Annotated in this window: 21 protein-coding genes; 19 read left to right on the top strand and 2 right to left on the bottom strand. The window is 37.8% G+C overall.

The features are described from left to right. Positions 1 to 228 precede the first annotated feature (228 nt). Positions 229 to 1,200 (top strand): phosphate acetyltransferase, encoded by a 972-nt coding sequence (gene pta / locus BN990_RS02545; protein WP_021289866.1) that lies wholly within the window; start codon positions 229 to 231, stop codon positions 1,198 to 1,200. Between the two features lie 36 nt (positions 1,201 to 1,236). Here pta and BN990_RS02550 read toward each other — a convergent pair whose 3' ends face one another. Beyond that, positions 1,237 to 2,088: a lipoate--protein ligase family protein gene (locus tag BN990_RS02550; protein ID WP_021289865.1), complete on the bottom strand. Its 852-nt coding sequence runs from the start codon at positions 2,086 to 2,088 to the stop codon at positions 1,237 to 1,239. A gap of 381 nt (positions 2,089 to 2,469) precedes the next feature. On the opposite strand from BN990_RS02550, the gene BN990_RS02555 reads away from it, so the two are divergent. The 3 genes from BN990_RS02555 (at position 2,470) to BN990_RS02565 (ending at position 4,865) form a co-directional block, all read left to right on the top strand. Further along, entirely contained in the window at positions 2,470 to 3,789 is a 1,320-nt protein-coding gene (locus BN990_RS02555) for an HD domain-containing protein (RefSeq protein ID WP_038244769.1), read from the top strand. Further along, positions 3,779 to 4,273, top strand: a complete 495-nt coding sequence (locus BN990_RS02560) for a YwgA family protein (protein ID WP_021289863.1) — start codon at positions 3,779 to 3,781, stop codon at positions 4,271 to 4,273. Before BN990_RS02555 ends, BN990_RS02560 begins: the two co-directional genes overlap by 11 nt. A gap of 73 nt (positions 4,274 to 4,346) precedes the next feature. Then, entirely contained in the window at positions 4,347 to 4,865 is a 519-nt protein-coding gene (locus BN990_RS02565; protein WP_021289862.1) for a YwhD family protein, read from the top strand. A 255-nt stretch (positions 4,866 to 5,120) separates the two neighbouring features. Here the strand turns inward: BN990_RS02565 and BN990_RS02570 are convergent, their stop codons facing one another. Beyond that, positions 5,121 to 7,169, bottom strand: coding sequence for a transglycosylase domain-containing protein (locus BN990_RS02570; protein WP_038242146.1), 2,049 nt, complete (start codon positions 7,167 to 7,169; stop codon positions 5,121 to 5,123). 344 nt (positions 7,170 to 7,513) lie between these two features. Here BN990_RS02570 and BN990_RS02575 point away from each other — a divergent pair, with 344 nt between their 5' ends. From BN990_RS02575 to BN990_RS02640, 15 genes are all read left to right on the top strand, one after another. Next, on the top strand, positions 7,514 to 7,951 hold the full coding sequence (locus BN990_RS02575; protein WP_021289860.1) for a YwiB family protein: 438 nt from the start codon (positions 7,514 to 7,516) through the stop codon (positions 7,949 to 7,951). After that, positions 7,948 to 9,612, top strand: a complete 1,665-nt coding sequence (gene argS / locus BN990_RS02580) for an arginine--tRNA ligase (RefSeq protein ID WP_038242149.1) — start codon at positions 7,948 to 7,950, stop codon at positions 9,610 to 9,612. The genes BN990_RS02575 and argS overlap by 4 nt, the downstream gene beginning before the upstream one ends. Positions 9,613 to 9,687: 75 nt before the next feature. Beyond that, positions 9,688 to 9,831 carry a hypothetical protein gene (locus BN990_RS22460; RefSeq protein ID WP_158295214.1) on the top strand — a complete coding sequence of 48 codons (144 nt, stop codon included), beginning with the start codon at positions 9,688 to 9,690 and terminating at the stop codon, positions 9,829 to 9,831. A gap of 255 nt (positions 9,832 to 10,086) precedes the next feature. Further along, positions 10,087 to 12,189: a (Fe-S)-binding protein gene (locus BN990_RS02585; protein ID WP_038242152.1), complete on the top strand. Its 2,103-nt coding sequence runs from the start codon at positions 10,087 to 10,089 to the stop codon at positions 12,187 to 12,189. Positions 12,190 to 12,311: 122 nt separating this feature from the next. Further along, on the top strand, positions 12,312 to 13,502 hold the full coding sequence (locus tag BN990_RS02590; RefSeq protein ID WP_038242166.1) for an acetyl-CoA C-acetyltransferase: 1,191 nt from the start codon (positions 12,312 to 12,314) through the stop codon (positions 13,500 to 13,502). A gap of 37 nt (positions 13,503 to 13,539) precedes the next feature. Continuing rightward, positions 13,540 to 14,385 (top strand): 3-hydroxybutyryl-CoA dehydrogenase, encoded by an 846-nt coding sequence (locus BN990_RS02595; RefSeq protein ID WP_370459189.1) that lies wholly within the window; start codon positions 13,540 to 13,542, stop codon positions 14,383 to 14,385. A gap of 29 nt (positions 14,386 to 14,414) precedes the next feature. Beyond that, the gene (locus BN990_RS02600; protein ID WP_038242169.1) at positions 14,415 to 15,548 is read left to right on the top strand and encodes an acyl-CoA dehydrogenase; all 1,134 of its coding nucleotides are present in this window, start codon (positions 14,415 to 14,417) and stop codon (positions 15,546 to 15,548) included. Positions 15,549 to 15,561: 13 nt separating this feature from the next. Continuing rightward, on the top strand, positions 15,562 to 16,701 hold the full coding sequence (locus BN990_RS02605) for an acyl-CoA dehydrogenase (protein WP_021289853.1): 1,140 nt from the start codon (positions 15,562 to 15,564) through the stop codon (positions 16,699 to 16,701). A gap of 25 nt (positions 16,702 to 16,726) precedes the next feature. After that, on the top strand, positions 16,727 to 17,335 hold the full coding sequence (locus BN990_RS02610; protein WP_021289852.1) for a TetR/AcrR family transcriptional regulator: 609 nt from the start codon (positions 16,727 to 16,729) through the stop codon (positions 17,333 to 17,335). Between the two features lie 246 nt (positions 17,336 to 17,581). Continuing rightward, positions 17,582 to 18,076 carry a DNA-directed RNA polymerase subunit delta gene (rpoE, locus tag BN990_RS02615; RefSeq protein WP_021289851.1) on the top strand — a complete coding sequence of 165 codons (495 nt, stop codon included), beginning with the start codon at positions 17,582 to 17,584 and terminating at the stop codon, positions 18,074 to 18,076. A gap of 232 nt (positions 18,077 to 18,308) precedes the next feature. Next, positions 18,309 to 19,919 carry a CTP synthase gene (locus BN990_RS02620; protein ID WP_021289850.1) on the top strand — a complete coding sequence of 537 codons (1,611 nt, stop codon included), beginning with the start codon at positions 18,309 to 18,311 and terminating at the stop codon, positions 19,917 to 19,919. A 194-nt stretch (positions 19,920 to 20,113) separates the two neighbouring features. Further along, complete coding sequence (locus BN990_RS02625; protein WP_031335201.1) at positions 20,114 to 20,473, top strand: response regulator; 360 nt, start codon at positions 20,114 to 20,116, stop codon at positions 20,471 to 20,473. Positions 20,474 to 20,575: 102 nt separating this feature from the next. Further along, a complete protein-coding gene (locus BN990_RS02630; protein ID WP_021289848.1) occupies positions 20,576 to 21,433 on the top strand; it encodes a class II fructose-bisphosphate aldolase in 858 nt (285 codons plus the stop codon). Between the two features lie 32 nt (positions 21,434 to 21,465). Next, positions 21,466 to 22,107, top strand: a complete 642-nt coding sequence (gene fsa, locus BN990_RS02635; protein WP_021289847.1) for a fructose-6-phosphate aldolase — start codon at positions 21,466 to 21,468, stop codon at positions 22,105 to 22,107. A 135-nt stretch (positions 22,108 to 22,242) separates the two neighbouring features. After that, the gene (locus BN990_RS02640; RefSeq protein WP_021289846.1) at positions 22,243 to 23,529 is read left to right on the top strand and encodes a UDP-N-acetylglucosamine 1-carboxyvinyltransferase; all 1,287 of its coding nucleotides are present in this window, start codon (positions 22,243 to 22,245) and stop codon (positions 23,527 to 23,529) included. The last annotated feature ends 26 nt before the right edge of the window (positions 23,530 to 23,555 follow it).

The raw sequence follows: 23,555 nt of genomic DNA on the forward strand, positions 1-23,555 counted from the left end.
CAAAAGATCTAGTATAGACCTCTAACTATCTCTATCAATAATTTATTTATTTCCATTTTTACTATAGCATATTTGGGGAAGGATATTCATGATGTAGACTTGTAATTGACACGCCATGTTAGAATTGTCATTGGACTGTCAAAAAACGTCCATGCAGTAACAATTGCTTTCATTTATGCTAAGAATCATCTACTATTTAACTATATCCATTTAGGAGGTTTTATAAAAGTGAGTGAACTATTCGATCAAGTGAAAGAAAAGGTTTCTAACCAAAATAAATCGATCGTGTTTCCGGAAGGGACAGATGAACGTATATTAACAGCTGCAAGTCAATTAGCTGCAGCAGGGATTTTAACACCAATCCTAATTGGCGATAAAACGGCTATTAAACAAAAAGGAGAAGAAGTCGGTGTGGATGTATCCCGTTGTAAACTAATGGATCCAGCTGAATTTCCGGAATTTGACCTTATGGTTGAGACGTTTGTAGAACGCCGTAAAGGTAAAGTTTCAAAAGAAGATGCAAAAAAAATTCTACTTGATGAAAATTATTTTGGTACCATGCTTGTCTATATGAATCAAGCAGATGGCCTAGTAAGTGGTGCTACTCATTCGACAGCTGATACAGTTAGGCCTGCATTGCAAATTATCAAAACGAAAGAAGGGGTTCAAAAAACGTCTGGTGTGTTCATTATGGTTCGTGGTGAAGAGAAGTATGTGTTCGCAGATTGTGCGATTAACATTGCCCCGAATAGTCAAGATCTTGCTGAAATTGCTGTGGAAAGTGCGACAACCGCAGAACTGTTTGATGTGAATCCACGTGTAGCAATGCTCAGTTTTTCTACAAAGGGTTCAGCAAAATCAGAGGAAACAGAACGTGTAGTAGAAGCCCTATCCATTGCAAAAGAAAAGAATCCTTCACTAACAATTGATGGAGAATTTCAATTCGATGCTGCCTTTGTACCAAGTGTAGCAAAGAAAAAAGCCCCGGATGCTGAACTACAAGGAGATGCGAATGTCTTTGTATTTCCAAGTTTGGAAGCAGGGAATATCGGCTATAAAATTGCCCAACGTTTAGGTGAGTTTGAGGCAGTTGGACCAATTCTCCAAGGTTTGAATAAACCAGTAAATGACTTATCACGTGGCTGTAGCGCGGAAGATGTATATAATTTAGCATTAATTACTGCTGCTCAGGCAGAATAAATAAAGCTTGCTATGGGGTCGCCCATGCAAGCTTTTTTAGCCTTCATTTCGTATTCGTTCATTACGTTTTTTCATTTGTTCGAGGCGTTTTTGATAATCTGCTAGCTCTGGTTCAGAAAAGGGAGATTCAATAATTTGATTATTAAAATCTGCTAATGCCTGAGTGATCCGTTCTTTGATATCCTTAACGGTTAATTTTGTCCGTAATAAGTCAGATAAAGACGCCATTACATTTGGATCTACAGAAGGATAGCTGAATTTTGTGGATTCGCCTTTTTTGCTCGTCTCGTAAAAATTTTTAATCAGAGTTGCTCGTTTATAACTATTGCCTTCTATATCCAAGTATATTTGTACAGCTACTCCATTTTTAACTCTACGTTGTGAAATTCCAGCAAATTTCTTTCCGTTAATGCTTAGATCATACTCTCCAGGACAATAGGAGTTTATAATTTCGTATGCTTCAATTTGATCTGTTAAGTCTTTCAGTATGTGTTTAACAAAACTAACCATTGCTTCATATCCTTCATGAATGGATAGATCTTTCACCCCAGGAAGAATTAAGGAAATATTGAGTACACCATCATCTAAAGCCACAGCTAAGCCGCCCGAATTGCGAATAATCACTTGGAATCCTGCCTTTTTAAGCAATTGAATCCCTTCATCGATGTAGGGAAGCTTGGCATCGGGGATGCCGAGGACAATCGTATTTTCATGCACCCATAGGCGTAAGGTTGATGGTGAAAATTTATTACTTATTGATAATGCCAGAGCATCATCAATAGCAAAAGAATGAAGAGCTGTAAACGATTCATTATGAAAGGTGGATATCGCGGAATGGTCGATGTATCGAAATGTATCTTGTTGAATGATGTCTTCCCAATTTTTCATAGTTAACTCCTTGATTTACTTGCAATGAAATTGTAAGTGTATTTTTAGCTTTTTTCTTAGAATTATGTTTCTAAATGACTGATAGTATTGGCCGGCATGAGTGTAGGTTACAAAGACATTGCCACAGGAGGTGGCGAAGTTAGTCTTTGGGACTATTTTATCAGAAAAAACCAAATTGAAGGTTCACTTTATCCCGCATCTAACTGGCAGTAAACCTTTCATTAATTGCTAGTGAATATCATCAAGAAAGGGGAGAAAGGAAACTGCCAGTAAATGTCCGATTGGTTCACCTATCAATCAGAAAAAACCAGATTGAAGGTTCACTTTATCTATTATATAATAAAAAGAAATCGTCGAAAAGAAACGGATGGGTATACATACATGGCATATAAAGACGAACAACTACATGAAGAAAAAGTGTTCAAGGATCCTGTACATCGATACGTGCATGTAAAAGATAGAGTTATCTGGGATTTAATTGCAGCTCCAGAATTTCAACGGCTTCGTAGAATTAAACAATTAGGTACCACAAATTTGACCTTTCATGGTGCAGAACATAGCAGATTTAATCATTCGCTTGGTGTTTATGAGATTGTTCGTAGAATCATATCTAACTTTGAAGGACGCCCTCATTGGAACAGTGAGGAACGTCTTCTTTGCTTATGTGCTGCATTGTTGCACGATTTGGGACATGGCCCGTTTTCTCATTCGTTTGAAAAAGTATTTAAGTTAGATCATGAATATTTCACACAGCAAATTATTTTAGGAGATACGACGGTAAATAAAATCTTAGAGCGTGTGGATAAAGGATTTGCACAGAATGTTTCAGATGTCATTGCCAAAACCTATAAAGACAAATTAGTCGTTAGTTTGATTTCCAGTCAGATCGATGCGGATCGCATGGATTATTTACAACGAGATGCTTATTTTACAGGGGTAAGCTATGGGCATTTTGATATGGAAAGAATCCTCCGTGTGATGCGCCCCATGGAGGATCAAGTAGTTATTAAGTATACTGGAATGCACGCCGTTGAAGATTATATTATGAGCCGATATCAAATGTATTGGCAAGTTTATTTTCATCCAGTAACCCGAAGTGCAGAAGTAATATTATCCAAAATCCTTCATCGAGCGAAGGTTCTGTATGAAGATACACATTATACGTTTAAATTAGAGCCTACACATTTCCTTTCTTTCTTTAATGGTAATGTTGATTTAAAGGATTATTTAAAGTTGGATGAGGGAATCGTCTCTTATTATTTTCAGCTTTGGCAAGAAGAAGAGGATGCAATATTAAGTGATTTATGTGAAAGATTTACAAACAGAAGGTTATTTAAATATATTGAGTTTAACCCGAATTTACAAATGAATGAATGGATGGAACTTCACCGGTTATTCATGCAAGCGGGAATTGATCCAGATTACTATCTAGTTGTTGATTCTTCTTCTGATTTACCGTATGACTTTTACCGGCCAGGAGAAGAGGAAGAACGCTTACCTATTCACTTGCTAATGCCGAATGGTGAGCTTAGAGAATTGTCAAGGCAATCGGAAATCGTTGAATCTATTTCTGGAAAAAAACGGACAGATCATAAATTGTATTTTCCTAATGATTTGGTAGAAAAGATGGAAAATAGTGCGATGAAGGAACGTGTAGAAGAAATTCTGAATGGTCAGGGAGATGTCAAGAATGCTAACTAATCACGCAAAGCTAATGCAGTTTTTTTCAGTAGCTAATGAAGTGACTGGCAGAAAAAAACTACAAAAAATGATTTATATTCTACAAAAGTGTGGGTTGCCATTTGAGGAGAAATATGAATTTCATTTTTACGGTCCTTATTCGGAAGAGTTAACATTGCGAGTAGAAGAATTATGTAATTTAGGGTTTATCCAAGAAAAAAAAGAAGATAAAAGTAACTATTTTCAATATCATTATACGATTACGAATGATGGAGAGGAGTTCTTGCATCAATTTGCAATGGACATGCCCGAATTTTCAGGACAAGTAGAAGCAATGAAAGGGAAAAGCTCAAGGTTTTTAGAGCTCGTAGCTACGATGCTATATTTTGATGGTTTGTCTCCGGAAGAGAACGTCGCGAAAGTACATACGGTGAAACCGAAGCAAAAATATACGGATGAGGAAATACAAGAGGCACAATTTTTTATTAAGTGGTTGAGGCATTAAAGTCAGATATGTGTCATCATACCTGTACCTATGCTAAAATATAAGACAGTAGAAATAGAAGGAGGATTTTGGGATGAGTTCCGATCAATCTTCGAATAAGAAAAAAAATAACTTTACGATCATTAAGGATGACTCCACGGATGGACATGGTGGATACGGGTACGGCTCGATTAGTTTAGAAAACATGTCTTCTGTGATTGTGGATCCGAACGAGAATAAAGCTTACGTTGATATGGCAGCCATGCATGCAAGAAGCGATATTGAACGAAGAGTCAAATATCTAAACGATAAAAGTGAAGTACCAAATGGTAAATTATATTGGATTGTCTGGGTAAATGTTGATCAAGGAGAGAAAGGTCCTTTTTATTCTGGTGTAGCAGGTAGCGAATTGCGCGTCGATCGATCAATAAAACGTGCCTACAAATCGATGCCTGAGCATGTAACGCATATGGAAAAGTCTCTCAAAGGTAAAATCATTGTAGACCATATGGATGCGCCTTCGAAAAAATTACTAAAAGACTTTTTAGTCGAGTTTAATCCAGACATGTGGAATAATTCAACGGAAGAGTTAAAGTCGTCTCTTCCAGAATAAGAAAGAAAAGGTGTACAAATCTGGTAAATGATACTAAGGTAGTACACCTTTTTCGAGTTTATTTACGTTATTTGCTAAAATAGTGAACATTTTGTGACGTCATGATAAACCATTCAGTTTTATCTTGTACTTTTTTTTAGAAATTTGTAAAATATAGGTGTACATGGGCTACTCATGTATTACTAGGACAAAAAAGCAGCCGAAATCAGTGATTGCTGGGTTCGGCTGCTTTTTTAATCTGAGTATTTAACTATTCTAATTAAATAAATCAAATATTTTTTCCATCATGCTTTTGTCTTCTTGTTCTGTCTTTGGTTGTTGCTTTTCTTCATTTTGATGAAAATGTACCATGCAGTGTTCATCTGGCTCTGTACCTTTTTCAAAATACATGACACGACTTGATTCACAATAAGGAGTTGCTCGTTTCCCAGTGGTGGGGTCTATCGGTACTCCTACAACATCTGAAGGGTTAGCGAAAGTTTCTTGTGGCAAATCTTTATGGGCATTATTCATAAATCCAGCCCATATTTCTTTTGCGTAACTTGCTTCCTCTACGACCTCCATTTTGCGGTTATCATCGTATCCGATCCAAATCCCAGCTGTGATAGATGGACTATAGCCCATCATCCAACTATCTGAATTGGTTGTTCCTGATTTTCCTGCATACAATCGATCCAGTTCATCTGCTATCGAAGAACCGGTAACTTGCATATAACCGTCCAATTCATGGTCAAACATCCCAGTCATTAAATGTGTAAGGATGAAGGTGCTTTTCGAATCAAGGATTTGTTTTCCTTGTTCTTGTGTATTTTTATATACTGCTTTTCCTGTATGGTCATTAATTTCTGTTACTGCATGGGGCTGAATGTCATGTCCACCATTTGCCAATATACTATAACCGGTAACCATTTCTTGCATAGATACAGCTGCCGTCCCAAGGGCAAGCGATGGAACAGCTTGAAGCTTACTTGTAAAGCCCATTTCTTTTACCGTTTCTACAACATTCTTGGGACCAACATACATATTTGTTTTCACAGCATAAATATTATCAGAGAGTGCTAAAGCTTGTGCTAATGATATCTTTTTATTTGCATAGTAACCATTAAAATTACTGGGCTGATAGACTTCACCGTTTGCTAATTCAAAAGACGTAGGTTTGCTCATCAACATGGTGTTAGGCGTATAGCCATTTTCCAGCGCAGTATAATAGACAAATGGTTTAAATGAAGATCCTGGCATCCGTTTCGCTTGTACAGTTCGATTGAATGTACTCTCTCCGTAGTTACGGCCACCTACCATTGCAATTATTCCACCAGTTTTCGGATTCATTGCTAAGCCGCCTGCTTGAACTTCACTTGAATCAGAAATTTTATCTGATATTTGCTGCTCTAACTGAACCTGTGAATCTTTATTTAATGTGGTATGAATTTCATATCCCCCAGATCGTATTGCCTCTACATCGACATCTAGAAGGTTAGCAGCTTCTTTAATAGCATAATCCTGAAAATAGGGGCCGATTGCTTTTTTATCTTCTTTTTTGGGCTTTTGATATACTAATTTTTCTTGAATAGCATTATGATAAGCTTCTTCACTAATTCTATTTTGTGCCCGCATTGCTTTGAGTATTTGTTGTTGACGCTGCTCTGCACGTTTTTTATCATTCAAAGGTGAGTAATATGTTGGTCCTTTAGGTATACCTGCTAACATCGCAGCCTGTGCCAAAGAAATTTGACTAGATGTCTGATTAAAGAATAAATTACTAGCGTACTCGATACCGTAAGCACCATGTCCGTAATAGATCGTATTCAAGTATCCTTCTAATATTTCATCCTTGGAATAGAACATTTCTAGACGAACCGTATAAAAAGCTTCTTTTATTTTGCGCAGCCACGTTTTTTCGTGCGTTAAGTACAAATTACGTGCGTATTGTTGTGATAATGTACTTGCACCTTCCTTAAGGGATAGTGTTTGTATATCTTTTAATATAGCAGCAAATATCCGTTTAAAATCAAATCCATGATGTTCATAAAAATTACGATCTTCAATTGCTAACGTCGCTTGTATGAGATCGTTCGACATATCATTTAAATCGACCCATTGCCGGTTTTCTAATCCACTTTCTTCTCCTATGATTTCCCCTGAATTACTATACAAGATGGTATTTTGTTCGTTTGCTAATTCTGGTGGACCGAGTAGAAAGCTAATGAGATAGATACCAACTATAAAAGTAGCAAAAAAAAGTGTGGTCGCTCCTATAACAGTTAGAATGAATTTATGTTTACGTACGTTTCGAAATTTCGACATATGTTTTCCCTCATTAAAGTCTGCATTATTAGCATTATGGGATAACCGATAGCCAAATAAACCTATTTAGAGAAATTGCTTGGCTTTCTGACATCACTCACGATAAATTTACTGTTACATGTAATGGAAGTATTCATTGGAGCATGTTGTTTACCGAAAACCATATGTAATTTAGCTTACAGCTACAGGACCCCTCATTGAAATAATGCTTGGAAATAATAACCGTTTCATGCGAGGGCTTTTTGGATATAGCTTAACTAGGTGATTTTTATTATTAGTATTGCTAATCCACCTTATTTATCGCTATAATAGTAAAATATGATTTTAAAGACTGAGGCGATAGAATGAATACTCCAACGACACAAGTTGTTATTGAACTTTCTACAATAATCGATGATAATGGTCAAATGGAATATAATAAAATTCAAGAGACTGGATTTTTATATAAAAAAGGAAATTTGGATGTTCTCACATTTGAGGAAATAGCAGATGACCAAACGATGATTAAGAACCTAATCACCATTCAATCAAATCGGGTGAATATAAAGCGCTCTGGTAATATTTCGATGAATCAACAATTTCAAGAAAAGCAAACAACAGAAAATGTGGTAAAGCATCCTTATGGTAGTATCCATATGGAAACCTTCACACAATCCATTTCTTATCATCCATTACAAAAAGCCAAAAGTGGAAGCCTGACAATTGCTTACACAGTAAGGTTAAATGGACAAGAAGAAAGACATCAAAAAATCGATTTAATGATGAAGGAGGACATGTCATGAATGTCTTGGCACAGACAGAGGACAAATTAAAGCAAACGATTGAATCAGCAGTTATTCAAGCAGAGCTTGCTACAAAGGAAGAAATTCCAGATATTATTTTAGAAAAACCGAAAGATAAATCACACGGTGACTTTGCAACAAATATTGCGATGCAGTTGGCAAGAATCGCTAGAAAGGCACCAAGACAAATTGCTGATGACATTGTAAACCAACTAAATCAATCAGAAGCATCGGTAGAGAAAATAGAGATTGCTGGCCCAGGGTTTATTAATTTCTTTATGAAAGATGACTTTCTTGGAGAAATTATTCCAACCATTTTAAAAGAAGATACGGAATATGGTAAAACCAATGCTGGAGATAGGAAACGCATTCAAGTCGAGTTTGTATCGGTGAACCCAACTGGAGACCTTCACTTGGGTCATGCACGTGGCGCTGCCTTTGGAGATGTTTTATGTAATGTACTAGATGCGGCAGGCTATCAAGTAGAACGTGAATATTATATTAATGATGCTGGGAATCAGATTGATAATCTTGCACTTTCTGTAGAAGCTCGTTATTTACAGGCACTTGGAAATGACGTGGACATGCCAGAAGATGGTTATCATGGCGAAGATATTATAGAAATTGGGAAACAACTTGGTGTGGAGTATGGAGATCAATGGGCAGTCACAGAACGAGAAGAACGATTAAAATTCTTTAAAGAATATGGTTTGAAATATGAGCTTGGTAAGATTGAGCAAGACCTTGCTGAATTTCGTGTCCACTTTGATTCATGGTTCTCTGAACGTTCGTTGTATAAGGAAAATAAGATTACCGATGCTTTAAAGGTATTAGATCCATATATGTATGAAAAGGATGGGGCAACTTGGTTCCGTACGACAGACTTTGGTGATGATAAAGATCGAGTGCTCATAAAACAAGATGGATCCTATACTTATTTAACTCCAGATATTGCTTATCATAAGAATAAGCTAGATCGAGGTTTTGACCAAATTGTAAATGTATGGGGATCTGACCACCATGGCTATATTCCTCGGATGCGTGCAGCCATTCAAGGATTAGGCTACCCAGTTGAAAAATTTGACGTGAAAATAATTCAAATGGTTAACTTGTTTGAAAATGGAGAAAAGTTGCGGATGAGTAAACGTACAGGCAAAGCTGTTGCACTTCGAGAATTGATGGAAGAAGTAGGTGTAGATGCAGTACGTTATTACTTCGTTGCAAGATCAAATGATTCACAACTGGATTTCGATATGGATCTAGCACGTTCGCAATCGAATGATAACCCTGTGTTTTATGTGCAATATGCGTATGCACGAATTTGTACGATGTTAAAGCAAGCTGAAAGTAAAGGTATTTCTGTCGATAACAGCTTTGATGCTTCTTTATTGACGGCAGAAAAAGAGATTGACCTGCTAAAAAAACTAGGTGAATTTCCGCAGGTAGTTGCTGATGCTGCAGGGAAGCATACTCCCCATAAAGTAACGCAATATCTATATGATTTAGCAACCTTATTACACAGTTTCTACAATGCAGAAAAAGTGATCGATGCTGACCATCTAGATCGAACGAAAGCTCGAATCGCTTTAATGAAAGCTGTACGAATTACATTATCTAATGCCCTGCAATTAATCGGTGTAACAGCGCCAGAAAAAATGTAAGCTGAAGCAGTACGATGCGGCTTACTTAAATAACAGACAAAAGCTATTCCTATAATAATAGGGGTAGCTTTATTTTTGGGTCACGTATCCTTTTCATTATTTATCCGAGAAAATAAAGAGCTGGTTCGTTTGAACCAACTTTCTAATGAAATAAGTAGATTTTCCGTAGCAAAACGAGAAAGAGGGGGAGCAACTGAGCAAGAAGGTGTTCTTGTCTAATATCCTATTTGTTGGTACACCGGTTAAGAACTGTTTAAAACAATTTACAAATTAAGGAAAATGTAGAGAAAAACACGGAAAAAGGTTGACTGAATGATCATTCATATTTATAGTAAGGTTATAAGATTTCAAAAGATATTATTTTTCAGAAAAATGGAATCGCTATCATTTCGTTTTTTTATCTTTCATTGGAATATACAATGAAAGGTTCTCATTATAATAGATTATTACTACATGATTAGGGGGAGCAAAGACATGGATGCATTTCTGCTTATTAATGCCGTAGCATTTGCAGCAATTACGATTTATGGTCTATATTTATTTGCTAAAGTTGTTGCGACTCGAGTTGCTTACATTCGTCTTGGTAAGAAATCAGAATTTGACCGTGATTTTAAAGAGAGGCTTCGAAGAATTGGGAAGATTGTGTTTGGTCAATCAAAACTATTAAAGGATAAAAAATCTGGTACTATTCATGTCATGATGTTCTATGGGTTTATTCTCGTTCAATTTGGAGCAATTGATATGTTTGTGAAAGGTCTTTCACCAGGTAATCATTTGCCATTTGGAATCTTTTACCCTGGTTTTGTCTTTTTCCAAGAATTAGTAACATTAATGATCCTTGTTGCTGTTGTCTGGGCTTTTTATCGACGGTATATGGAAAAACTTGTACGTCTGAAGCGTGGTTTTAAAGCAGGGTTAGTACTTTTATTTATTGGTACATTAATGATATCCGTGTTAGTCGGCAATGGAATGGCCATGTTGTGGCATGGGCATGAATTAACATGGACAGAGCCAATTGCTAGCTCCATCGCATTTTTGTTTAGTTGGATATCACCTACTGCAGCAATGATATGGTTTTATATAGCTTGGTGGGTACATACGATTACCATATTAACTTTCCTTGTTTATGTACCACAATCGAAGCATGCACACTTAATTGCAGCTCCAATTAATGTGTTCCTAAGTAAACGTGTCCCCGGTAAATTAAAGAAAATTAACTTTGATATGGATGAAGATGTCAATGAAGAAGAGATATCATTTGGCGTTGGTAAGGTAGAAGATTTTGAACAATATCAAATGATTGACTTCTATGCATGTGTTGAATGTGGGAGATGTACCGATGTATGCCCAGCGTCAGGAACAGGGAAGATGCTTTCTCCAATGGATATTATGATTAAAGTAAGGGATCACCTTACTGAAAAAGGAGCCGCAATTACCGGCAAGTCCCCCTGGGTGCCTGCATATGCATTTGCAAATACCCAGGGAAATCAAGCAACTGCAAAAAATGAAGCAGCGGCGACTGTACAAAGTGCTAGTCTGATTGGTGATGTCATTACAGAAGAAGAGTTAGCTGGCTGTACGACTTGTCGTAACTGTGAAGATGCTTGCCCTGTTAACAATGAACATGTTGGTACAATTATTGATATGCGTAGGTATTTAGTAATGACAGAGGGGAAAATGGATCAAGATGTACAGCGTGCCGTCATGAATATTGAGCGTCAGGGTAATCCTTGGGGCTTGTCAAAAAAAGATCGTATCAAATGGCGCGAACAAGATGAATCGGTATATATCCCTACCGTGAAGGAATTGAAAAAGGAAGAGAAGGATTTTGAATATTTGTTTTGGGTAAGTTCGATGGGATCCTATGATAGCAGAAGTCAAAAGATCGCGATAGCTTTTGCAAAACTAATGAATCAAGCTGGTGTAGACTTTGCTATTTTAGGAAATAAAGAAGCGAATTCAGGCGATACTGCACGTCGAATTGGAAATGAATTTCTATTCCAAGAAATTGCTGAGAAGAACATAAAAGAGTTTAACAAACATGATGTAAAGAAAATCGTTACCATCGATCCGCATGCATATAACATTTTTAAAAATGAATATCTTGATTTTGGTTTTGAAGCAGAGGTGTATCACCATACGCAACTTATGTATGATTTAGTGATGGATGGCAAGTTGAAACCGAAAAAATCAATTAATCAGCGATTGACATATCATGATTCATGTTATTTGGGCAGATACAATGGTGTCTATGATCCGCCTAGAGAGATTCTCAAATCTATTCCAGGATTAGAATTAGTAGAAATGAAACGAAGTAAAGAAAATGGAATGTGCTGTGGAGCCGGTGGTGGACTAATGTGGTCAGAAGAAACAACAGGGAATAGGATTAATGTTGCCCGTACAGAACAGGCAATGGCAGTTCAACCAAATATGATCACTAGTGCTTGTCCGTATTGTTTAACCATGATTAGTGATGGTACGAAAGCCAAAGAGGTTGAAGAAGATATAGGCACAATGGATGTCGCTGAAATACTAGCATTATCGGTGGTATTGGAACAAGAACAGCAAACTGCATAAAACAGCGAGTAACAAAATACTAAGCGTTGAAAGTCTTGATTGTTAATCAAGACTTTCCATTCTAAAATAAAGTGAGCGAGCGTTCAGTCAAAAGTAAGCGCTAACAATAAGGAGGAGTATGAATGGTAAGAGAAGCTGTAATTGTATCTGGAGCAAGAACCCCATTTGGGAAATTTGGTGGTGCATTAAAGGGGTTTACCGCATCGGAACTAGGTGGGCATGCAATTAAAGCCGCGTTGCAACGTGCTAACTTGGATCGTGCGTTGGTTGATGAAGTAATCATTGGCAATGTATTACAAGGCGGGCAAGGGCAACTACCTTCTCGTCAGGCGGCAAGGGAAGCAGGTATCCCATGGAATGTAAAAACAGAAACCATTAATAAGGTCTGTGCTTCCGGGTTACGTAGTGTCACATTGGCTAACCAATTAATTCGCCTTGGGGATGAGGAAGTGATTGTTGCCGGTGGAATGGAAAGTATGAGCAATGCTCCATATATCCTTCCAGATGCTCGTTGGGGAAATCGGATGGGGGACAAAAAGGTTATCGATATGATGGTTCATGATGGCTTGACGTGCTCTTTCCAGCATGTCCACATGGGAAGTTATGGAAATGCTACTGCTAAAGAATATGGAATAACAAGGGAAGAACAAGATCAATGGGCTTATCGAAGTCATAAAAGAGCTATTCAAGCAATAGCAGATGGGAAATTTGCCGAAGAGATTATACCAATGGAACAAAAACAACGGAAAGGTTCTTCCAAGATCATTAATCAAGATGAAGCACCTCGAAAAGATACAAGTTTAGAAAGTTTAGAAAAATTAAGATCAGCCTTTGATTCAGATGGAACCATAACAGCAGGAAATGCTCCAGGTGTTAATGATGGAGCTTGCGCGTTAGTAGTTATGTCTAATGAAAAAGCGGAAGCACTTGGGAAAACCCCGATGGCTGTGATCAAAGGACATACAGAATTGGCTGTACCAGCAGAAGATTTCCCTAAAACACCTGGTCTTGTTATCAATCAACTACTTGAAAAAACAGGTTACGGCAAAGATGATATTGATTTGTTTGAAATTAACGAAGCATTTGCTGCTGTTTCATTAGCGAGTGGAAAAATCGCTGGGATCGCTCAGGAAAAAGTGAATGTAAATGGTGGTGCAGTTGCGCTGGGTCATCCAATTGGAGCAAGTGGGGCTCGAATCATATTAACATTGATATATGAATTAAAGAGACGAGGCGGTGGTTTAGGTATAGCTGCAATTTGCAGTGGTGGTGGGCAAGGTGATGCCATATTGATTGAAGTACCAATCAGTTAGATTGGTTTAATGTAGAGGAGGATATGCTGTGAAAACAATAGAAAATATCATGGTCATTGGCGCAGGGCAAATGGGAGCAGGAATTGCACAAGTTTGTGCACAGGGAGGATACACTGTCTACCTTCATGATAAGAACGATGAAGCACGGACAAAAGGAATAAATACAATTGATAAACTTCTAGAACGCTCTGTTCAGAAACAACGAATATCGGCTCAGGAGAAGGAGGATGCATTAAAACGACTAACGCTTTCTAACCGACTACAAGATGCTGAACAGGCAGATTTAATTATTGAAGCAGTGGTTGAGAATTTGCAGGTAAAAGCATCGATATTCCATGAGTTGGATAAAATTGCTCCAACCCATACTCTCCTAGCTTCGAATACATCCTCTTTACCGATTACCGAGTTAGCAGCACATACAAAACGGCCAGATCAAGTAATTGGCATGCATTTTATGAATCCGGTACCTGTTATGAAACTAGTGGAAATTATACGCGGACTGCAAACAAGTGAGGAGACATTCCAAACCATTGAACAGCTGGCAAGGAATCTTGCAAAGACACCCATTGCAGTAAATGACTTTCCTGGATTTGTGTCCAATCGTATCTTAATGCCAATGATCAATGAAGCAATTTACACCCTTTATGAGGGAATTGCAACAGTGGAAGATATTGATACGTCTATGAAATTAGGAATGAATCATCCGATGGGGCCATTGACATTAGCGGATTTTATTGGACTTGATACATGTCTTTATATTATGGAGGTTCTTCATGAAGGGTTCGCTGATAGCAAGTATCGCCCATGTCCACTTTTAAGGCAATATGTCAAAGCAGGATGGCTTGGTAAAAAGTCTGGTAAAGGTTTTTATAATTATTCGTAATCCACAAGAATCGACAGGAGGAAGGAAACATGAAGCAGGTAACAGCTGAGCAGGAGATGCTTGTGCGAATGATAAAAGAATTTGCCGAAACGGAGATTGCCCAAGAAGTTCCGCGAATGGAAAGGGAAGATCGATTTCCTAGAGAATTAATTCAAAAAATGGGTTCTTTAGGATTGATGGGTATTCCCATTCCAGTCGAATATGGTGGGGCTGGGATGAACTATACGTCCTATATTCAAGCTGTTCATCAGATATCAAAAGTCAGCGCTGCAGTGGGTGTGATTTTGTCGGTACACACGTCCGTAGGAACAAATCCAATCGTTTATTTTGGAACTGAGCAGCAGAAGCAGCACTATTTGCCAAAACTTGCGAGTGGACAGTACATTGGTGCATTTGCGCTTTCAGAACCAAATGCTGGATCCGATGCTGGAGGTATAAGAACAAAAGCTGTCAAATCTGGTAATTCATATCTATTAAATGGGTCAAAGGTATTTATAACGAATGGTGGTGAGGCTGATACCTATATCACTTTTGCTCGTACAGGGGAAGGCAAACGGGATATTAGTGCATTTATTGTGGAGAAAGATACGCCTGGATTTATTATTGGAAAAAAGGAAAGAAAAATGGGGCTCCATGGATCCAATACCGTATCGCTGACATTTGATAATTGTCAACTATCTGGTGATCAATTACTAGGGAAGGAACATGAAGGGTTTGCAATTGCGATGCATAATTTGAATATAGGCAGGATTGGAATAGCTGCACAGGCTTTAGGAATTAGTGATGCAGCAGTTACACATGCAATAAATTATGCAAAGGAAAGAAAGCAATTTACTGGTCCGATTGCCGATAATCAAGGCATCTCGTTTAAATTGGCGGATATGGCAACACGTTCGGAAGCCGCAAAACTATTAGTCTATCAAGCTGCATCACTTGTTGAACAAGGCGTTTCTTGTGCGAAAGAAGTTTCAATGGCTAAGCTTTATGCCTCGAAATCTGCCGTGAAAAATGCAATTGAAGCAGTACAAGTTCTTGGTGGTTATGGATATACAGAAGATTATCCAGTAGAAAGGCTATTTAGGGATGCTAAAATCACCGAAATTTATGAAGGAACGAGTGAAATACAACATATGGTGATTGCAAAGCACTTACTGAAGAAATAAGGAGGGTTTATTTGTGGATTTTCAATTAACAGATGAACAAGACATGCTACGGAAAATGGTCCGTGATTTTGCAACCAATGATGTTGAACCGACAGCAGCGGAACGTGATGAAGAAGAACGATTTGATCGAGAAATATTTCATAAAATGGCAGAGTTAGGGTTAACGGGGATACCTTGGCCGGAGGAATATGGTGGAATCGGTGCTGATTATATGAGTTACATCATTGCAGTGGAAGAACTGTCGCGGGTATGTGCTTCAACTGGAGTTACATTATCAGCGCATGTATCACTTGCCAGCTGGCCAATTTATAAATACGGAAACGAAGCACAAAAAAAGTCTTTCCTAAAACGACTTGCGTCCGGAGAGGCGTTAGGGGCCTATGCATTATCAGAACCTGGTGCAGGAAGTGATGTCGTTTCAATGAAAACATCGGCAAAGGAAGATGGCGATCATTACATTTTAAATGGAAATAAAGTATGGATTACGAATGGTGGAGTAGCTGATATTTATATTGTTTTTGCAAAGACAAATTTGGATAAGCGTCATAAAGGGATTAGTGCATTCATTGTTGAAAAAGGAACAAGCGGTTTTACATTTGGAAAAAAAGAAAAGAAACTTGGTATTCGTTCTTCACCCACCACGGAATTAATATTTGAAAATTGTCGCATTCCTAAAGCAAATATGCTTGGTGATGAAGGAGAGGGATTTAAAATTGCGATGATGACATTAGATGGTGGTCGGAATGGAATAGCCGCTCAAGCGCTAGGAATTGCACAAGGAGCATTTGAGGCAGCTACAGCCTACGCAAAAGAACGAGAGCAATTTGGAAAGCCGTTAGCTAGTAATCAAGGAATTTCTTTTAAATTGGCAGATATGGCAACGGAAATAGAGGCTGCAAGATTATTGACGTACCAAGCAGCGTGGTTAGAATCACAGGGATTACCTTATGGGAAAGCGTCAGCAATGTCTAAATTATTTGCAGGAGATGCTGCTATGCGCATCACAGTAGAAGCAGTACAAGTATTTGGAGGATACGGGTATACCAAAGACTATCCGGTAGAGCGTTATATGCGTGATGCGAAAATAACGCAGATATACGAAGGCACCAATGAAATTCAACGATTAGTAATTGGTAAAATGGTAACAAAATAAACTTAAAGGGAGGTGCTACATCACGATGGATCCAATTTCAACATCCATTAAGGATCAGCAATTAATTGAAAAACGCAGAAGACAAATGATCAAAGGGGCAATTACGCTTTTCAAGGAGAAAGGCTTTCATCGCACAACTACGAGAGAAATTGCTAAAGCTTCTGGATTCAGTATTGGCACCTTATATGAATATATTCGAACGAAAGAAGATATCCTGTTTTTAGTGTGTGATGCAATTTACCAACAAGTACAAGAGCGTTTAGTAGCTCAAATTGATCTTACCAACTCTTCCGTCGAACATTTTGAAAAGGTCATAAGGTCCTATTTTTATTTGATGGATGACATGCAAGAAGAAGTTGTTATCATGTACCAGGAAGTCAAATCTTTAAAAAAGGAAACAAAAGAATATGTGTTGCAGAAAGAAAGAGACATGGTGGCTATGCTTGAACGAGTAATTGATACTTGTTTTCCAGGAACGATTTCTCTTTTGGACAGAGAGCTTCTTGCGAACAATATTTTTATTCAAGGTCAAATGTGGGGCTTCCGAAGATGGATGCTACAGAAGCAATTTACTTTAGAGGACTATATCGATAGGCAGATTTATTTTTTAATGCATAGTCTAACGGTGAAATAAACCGTAACAAATGATTTACTGGATGATTTCTGTACGTACCAGTTCGTAAGAATGATCAAATAATAAAATATTTTGTCCCTACATAACTTTTTCTGCTTTTTCTCTAGCATAAACCCTATAGATTTGTTTATAATGTATGGTATGGTTAATGAAGCGAACTGCTAGAAATACATGATCAAATAAACAATTAATTTAATAGTGTATTGCGAAGAAGCAATTAATATAAAGTAAAGGGAGTGCGTTGCCGTGAGCTTAAAAGATTTTAGCCACGAACAAATTCAAAATATGTCTATGATTGAATTGGCAAGTTTAATTCTTTTGGATGAAAAAAAAGCCATTCATTTTAAAGATATATTTAATAAACTTGCAGATTTAAGAGGGTATTCGGAAGAAGAGAAACAGGCGACAATTGCTCAGTTTTATACCGATTTAAATGTAGACGGCCGTTTCATTACAATTGGTGAAAATATGTGGGGATTGAAGAGATGGTACCCAGTAGAGCAAATGGACGAAGAAGTTACCAATGCGCCGAAGAAGAAAAAGAAAGCAAAGAAAAAAGAAGAGGCGAATGAATCGGAAGAGGAAGAAAATCTTGATATCACCGATGATGAAATGGAAATTTTTGATGAAGACTTTGATATCGATGAAGACCTTGATGAACTAGATGAAGATTTCGATGAGGACTTTGATGACGATGAAGAGTTTGAAGATAGCGAGGAAGAAGAGGAAGAAGAGAAGTAAGTTTTTAAGTAGTGATTGGTAATTTAATGGATGCTTGACTTTTTTAAAATGAATCAGTACAATTTAAATTGGGCTCTTTTATTTTAATTATCAAAGCGTTTCCCCATTATATTTGGGGAGGCGCTTTTATTATTTTTTCAGCAGATTAGTACATGCTAAAACTATTACGCTACCCAATTGATGCATTAATATTGGATACAGAAAAGAATACACAGAGAAAGAGGGAAAGACGATGACCAAGTACATTTTTGTGACTGGAGGAGTTGTATCATCTTTAGGGAAAGGGATAACTGCTGCTTCCTTGGGACGTTTGTTGAAAAACAGGGGATTGAAGGTGACTATTCAAAAATTTGATCCTTATATCAATGTTGACCCTGGTACAATGAGTCCTTATCAACACGGTGAAGTATATGTAACACAAGATGGTGCGGAAACGGATTTGGATTTGGGGCACTATGAACGGTTTATAGATATTAACTTAAATAAATATAGCAATATTACTACAGGTAAAGTATATTCAAGCGTTATTCGTAAAGAACGTCGTGGGGATTATTTGGGAGGCACTGTGCAAGTGATTCCCCATATTACGAACGAAATTAAAGAACAGGTATTTCGGGCAGGAGAAGCTACAGGAGCAGATGTCGTTATAACGGAGATTGGCGGTACAGTTGGTGATATCGAGTCATTACCATTCTTGGAAGCTATTCGACAAATAAAAAAAGAGGTAGGAAGAGACAGTGTGATGTACTTGCATTGTACACTTGTCCCTTACATTAAAGCCGCTGGCGAGATGAAGACGAAACCAACTCAGCATAGTGTTAAAGAATTACGTTCATTAGGTATACAGCCTGATGTTATCGTATTACGAACGGAACAAGCGATTAGCAAAGAAATGAAGGAAAAGATTGCATTGTTCTGTGATATTAACGAACATGCAGTAATTGAAATGCGCGATGCAGATACCCTTTATCAGGTTCCTATTTCTCTACAAGAACAACGGCTTGATCATTTAACTTGCGAACATTTCGGTCTGGATTGTCAAGATGCAGACATGGAAGAGTGGAAGGAATTGGTTTCCAAAGTGCGCAATCTCTCTAAAAAAATCGATATTGCACTCGTTGGTAAATATGTTGAATTACCAGATGCATATATTTCTGTAGTGGAAGCATTAAAGCATGCTGGATTTGTATACGATGCCGACATTCAAGTTCATTGGATTAATTCAGAGAAGCTAGATCAGGAAACGATAAACCAACATTTAGAACATGTGGATGGTATCTTGGTACCAGGTGGATTTGGAGATCGCGGTATTGATGGAAAAATTGCTGCGATTCAGTATGCTAGAGAAAATAAGATTCCATTCTTGGGCATTTGTTTAGGAATGCAATTAGCTTCTGTAGAATTTGCACGTAATGTTCTTGGTTTGAGAGGTGCACATTCTGCAGAAATTGATCCAAATACTCCATACCCAATCATTGATTTGTTACCTGAACAAAAGGATATTTCTGATCTTGGTGGAACTTTACGTTTAGGGATATATCCTTGTAAGCTGCAAGATAATACAAAAACAAAAGCTGCTTATGATGGAGCAGATTATATTGAAGAACGTCATCGCCATCGATATGAATTTAATAATGCGTATCGTGATCAAATGGTTGAGAATGGTTTTGTCTTTTCAGGTACAAGTCCTGACGGAAGACTTGTTGAAACAATTGAAATTAAAGATCACCCTTGGTTTGTGGCAAGTCAATTTCATCCAGAATTCACATCTCGCCCAACGAGAGCGCAATCTTTGTTTAAAGGATTTATTGGTGCTGCAGTTGAACAACAAGTAGGAAAATAATTAATCCGTAAAGGGAAGTTGCTTTCATATGTGACTTCCCTTTTTCCTATTTCATCCGTTTTCATCAATGATCCTACTTATATCATCAACTCCTAAAGTTGTAAAACTATCATTAACGGCAGGATATTACTTCAAATGTATCGAATATAACTGATGGGGGATAAATGCTTTTTTGGAAAGGGGATATGCAATTGATGAAAAAGGAAATTTTAGTTGTTGATGACCAGCCGGGTATTTGTATGCTACTAACAGATATTCTTACGAGTGAGGGTTATCATGTTGAAACTGCTAAAACAGGAAAAGAGGGATTGGACAAAATTAACAATTCATCTTTTCATTTACTTATGATTGATTATAAGTTACCAATATTTAATGCGTTTGAAGTGCTGCGTAGAATGGAAGCTGAGAATCGAATCGTACCAACGATTCTAATGAGTGGAATGACAGAAGATGACATTCGAGAAAAAGAAGATTGCAGCAAAATTGAAAGCGTACTGTCTAAACCTTTTAATATACATGAAGTATGCAAACTCGTAAAAGCAACTATTGGATAATTAGCAGGATTGTTGCTACTTTGTGTTGTTGTTGGTATTCTATTAATGTAATTAATTTATATTTATATAGGTGCATTGTTCATCTAAGAGGAGGATATATACATGCCATTAGTATCAATGAAAGAGATGCTGGAAAAAGGTAAAGACAATGGTTATGCGGTTGGCCAGTTCAACTTAAATAACTTAGAATACGCGCAGGCAATACTTCAAGCAGCAGAAGAAGAGCAATCTCCTGTAATCCTTGGAGTATCTGAAGGTGCGGCAAGATATATGGGTGGTTTTAATGTTGTTGTATCAATGGTAAAAGCACTGATGGATTCTTACGGTACAACAGTACCAGTTGCAATACATTTAGATCATGGTTCAAGTTTCGCAAAATGTGCAGAAGCAATACATGCAGGTTTCACATCTGTGATGATCGATGCATCTCATGATCCATTAGAAGAAAATATCGATATTACCAAAAAAGTTGTTGAATTGGCTCATCTTCATGGTGTTTCCGTTGAAGCTGAATTAGGAACAGTTGGAGGCCAGGAAGATGATGTTGTGGCTGATGGCGTCATTTACGCAGATCCAAAAGAGTGCAAGGTTTTAGTTGATGAAACTGGAATTGATTGTTTAGCTCCAGCACTCGGCTCCGTGCATGGACCTTATAAAGGTGAACCAAACCTAGGATTTAAAGAAATGGAAGAAATCCTTGCTACAGTGAAGGTTCCATTGGTATTACATGGTGGTACTGGTATCCCAACAAAAGATATTAAGCGGGCTATTTCGTTCGGTACTTCAAAAATCAATGTAAATACGGAAAACCAAGTAGCCCAAGCAAAAGCAGTGCGTGAAGTGTTACAAGAAAAGCCTGATTTGTATGACCCACGTAAATACTTAGGACCAGGTACAGAAGCAATTAAGCAGACGGTAATCGGAAAAATGCGTGAATTTGGTTCTTCTCAACAAGCATAATTAAATTAATAGGGCATAGGAGGCAACGTTCAATGAGATTTTTTATTGATACGGCAAATATTAATGAAATTCGTGAAGCAAATGCACTTGGTGTATTGGATGGAGTAACTACTAATCCAAGCTTAGTATCCAAAGAAGGCGTTTCGTTTCATGATCGATTGCGAGAAATTACAGAAGAAGTATCTGGATCAGTAAGTGCAGAGGTTATCTCTGAAGATGCAGAAGGTATGATTCGCGAAGGAAAAGAGCTTGCTGCCATTGCTCCAAATATTACTGTTAAAGTTCCAATGACATTAGAAGGACTGAAAGCAGTAAAGGCATTCAGTGATTTAAATATAAAAACGAATGTAACATTAATTTTTAACGCAAATCAAGCTTTACTTGCTGCACGTGCTGGAGCAACATACGTATCACCATTTTTAGGCCGTTTGGATGACATTGGGCATGATGGAATGGAACTAATTCAAACGATATCCACTATATTTGATAAGCATGAAATTGGAACACAAATTATCGCAGCATCTATTCGTCACCCTTTACATGTTATTGATGCTGCAAAACGAGGAGCACATATTGCAACACTACCGTATAAGGTACTAGGGCAATTGGTGAAACATCCATTAACTGATCAAGGAATTGAAAAATTCCTAGCTGATTGGAACAAGCAAAATTAATTGCATAATAATGGAAGAATTACACATCCTAAGGAACAGAGATGCAGTTTTCGAGCTGCAATAAAGTCTGCAAGTATTATGTGAGCACCTCTTACTTGTGCTTAACATGTTCCTTGCCTAAGTGGGGTTTTCTACATGCAAAAAATGTTAGTTGAAGGCGGCCATTATTTGAATGGCAAAGTACGCATTAGCGGGGCTAAGAATAGTGCTGTAGCACTCTTGCCGGCAGCTATTTTGGCAGATTCAGATGTCACTATCGAAGGACTTCCAGAAATATCCGATGTCTATACACTTGGTGATCTACTTGAAGAGATTGGCGGAACTGTTTCCTGGGATGGACAGACCGTGCATATCAATCCTGAAAAGATGATTGCTATGCCATTACCAAATGGCAAAGTAAAAAAATTACGAGCTTCCTATTATTTTATGGGAGCAATGCTTGGCAAATTTAATAAGGCAGTCATCGGCCTTCCCGGCGGTTGCTTCTTAGGTCCACGTCCGATTGATCAACATATTAAAGGTTTTGAAGCACTCGGTGCAGAAGTTACCAATGAACAGGGAGCAATTTATCTACGTGCAAATGAGTTAAGAGGGGCACGAATTTACCTTGATGTTGTAAGTGTCGGAGCAACCATAAATATTATGCTAGCTGCTGTTAAAGCAAAAGGGAAAACGATTATTGAAAATGCAGCCAAAGAGCCTGAAATTATCGATGTAGCCACATTACTTACGAATATGGGGGCGAAAATAAAAGGTGTAGGAACAGATGTTATTCGGATCGAAGGTGTCTCATCTTTGAGTGGATGTCGGCATACGATAATCCCTGATCGAATTGAAGCTGGTACCTACATTATTGCAGCAGCATCGATGGGAAAGGAGGTTGTAATTGATAATGTGATCCCTCCCCATTTGGAATCGTTATTGGCAAAGTTACGTGAAATGGGGGTATCCATAGAGGAAAGTGGCGAACAGCTATTAATTACACCGAATAATCCATTGAAAAGTGTAGATATCAAAACACTTGTTTATCCAGGTTTTCCGACAGACTTGCAACAGCCGTTCACTTCCTTATTAACAAAAGCAGTTAACACAGGTGTAGTTACAGATACAATCTATTCTGCTAGACTGAAGCATATTGATGAATTGAGAAGAATGAATGCTTCTATTAAGGTTGAGGGCGGTTCGGCTATTGTTTCAGGTCCTGTTCAACTACAAGGTGCAAAAGTAAACGCTACGGATTTACGAGCAGGTGCAGCATTGATTGTTGCTGGTCTTATGGCGAACGGGGTCACAGAAATTACTGGACTTGATCATATTGACCGTGGTTATGAGAAAATTACAGAGAAGTTAACTAACCTTGGTGCTAATATATGGCGCGAAGAGATGACAGACCAAGAAATTATACAACTACAGAATTCCTAACGTAGCATGAAGGTGATTGCAAACCT

Source organism: Virgibacillus salexigens (assembly GCF_000723585.1).
GTDB classification, from domain to species: Bacteria; Bacillota; Bacilli; order Bacillales; family Amphibacillaceae; genus Virgibacillus; species Virgibacillus salexigens.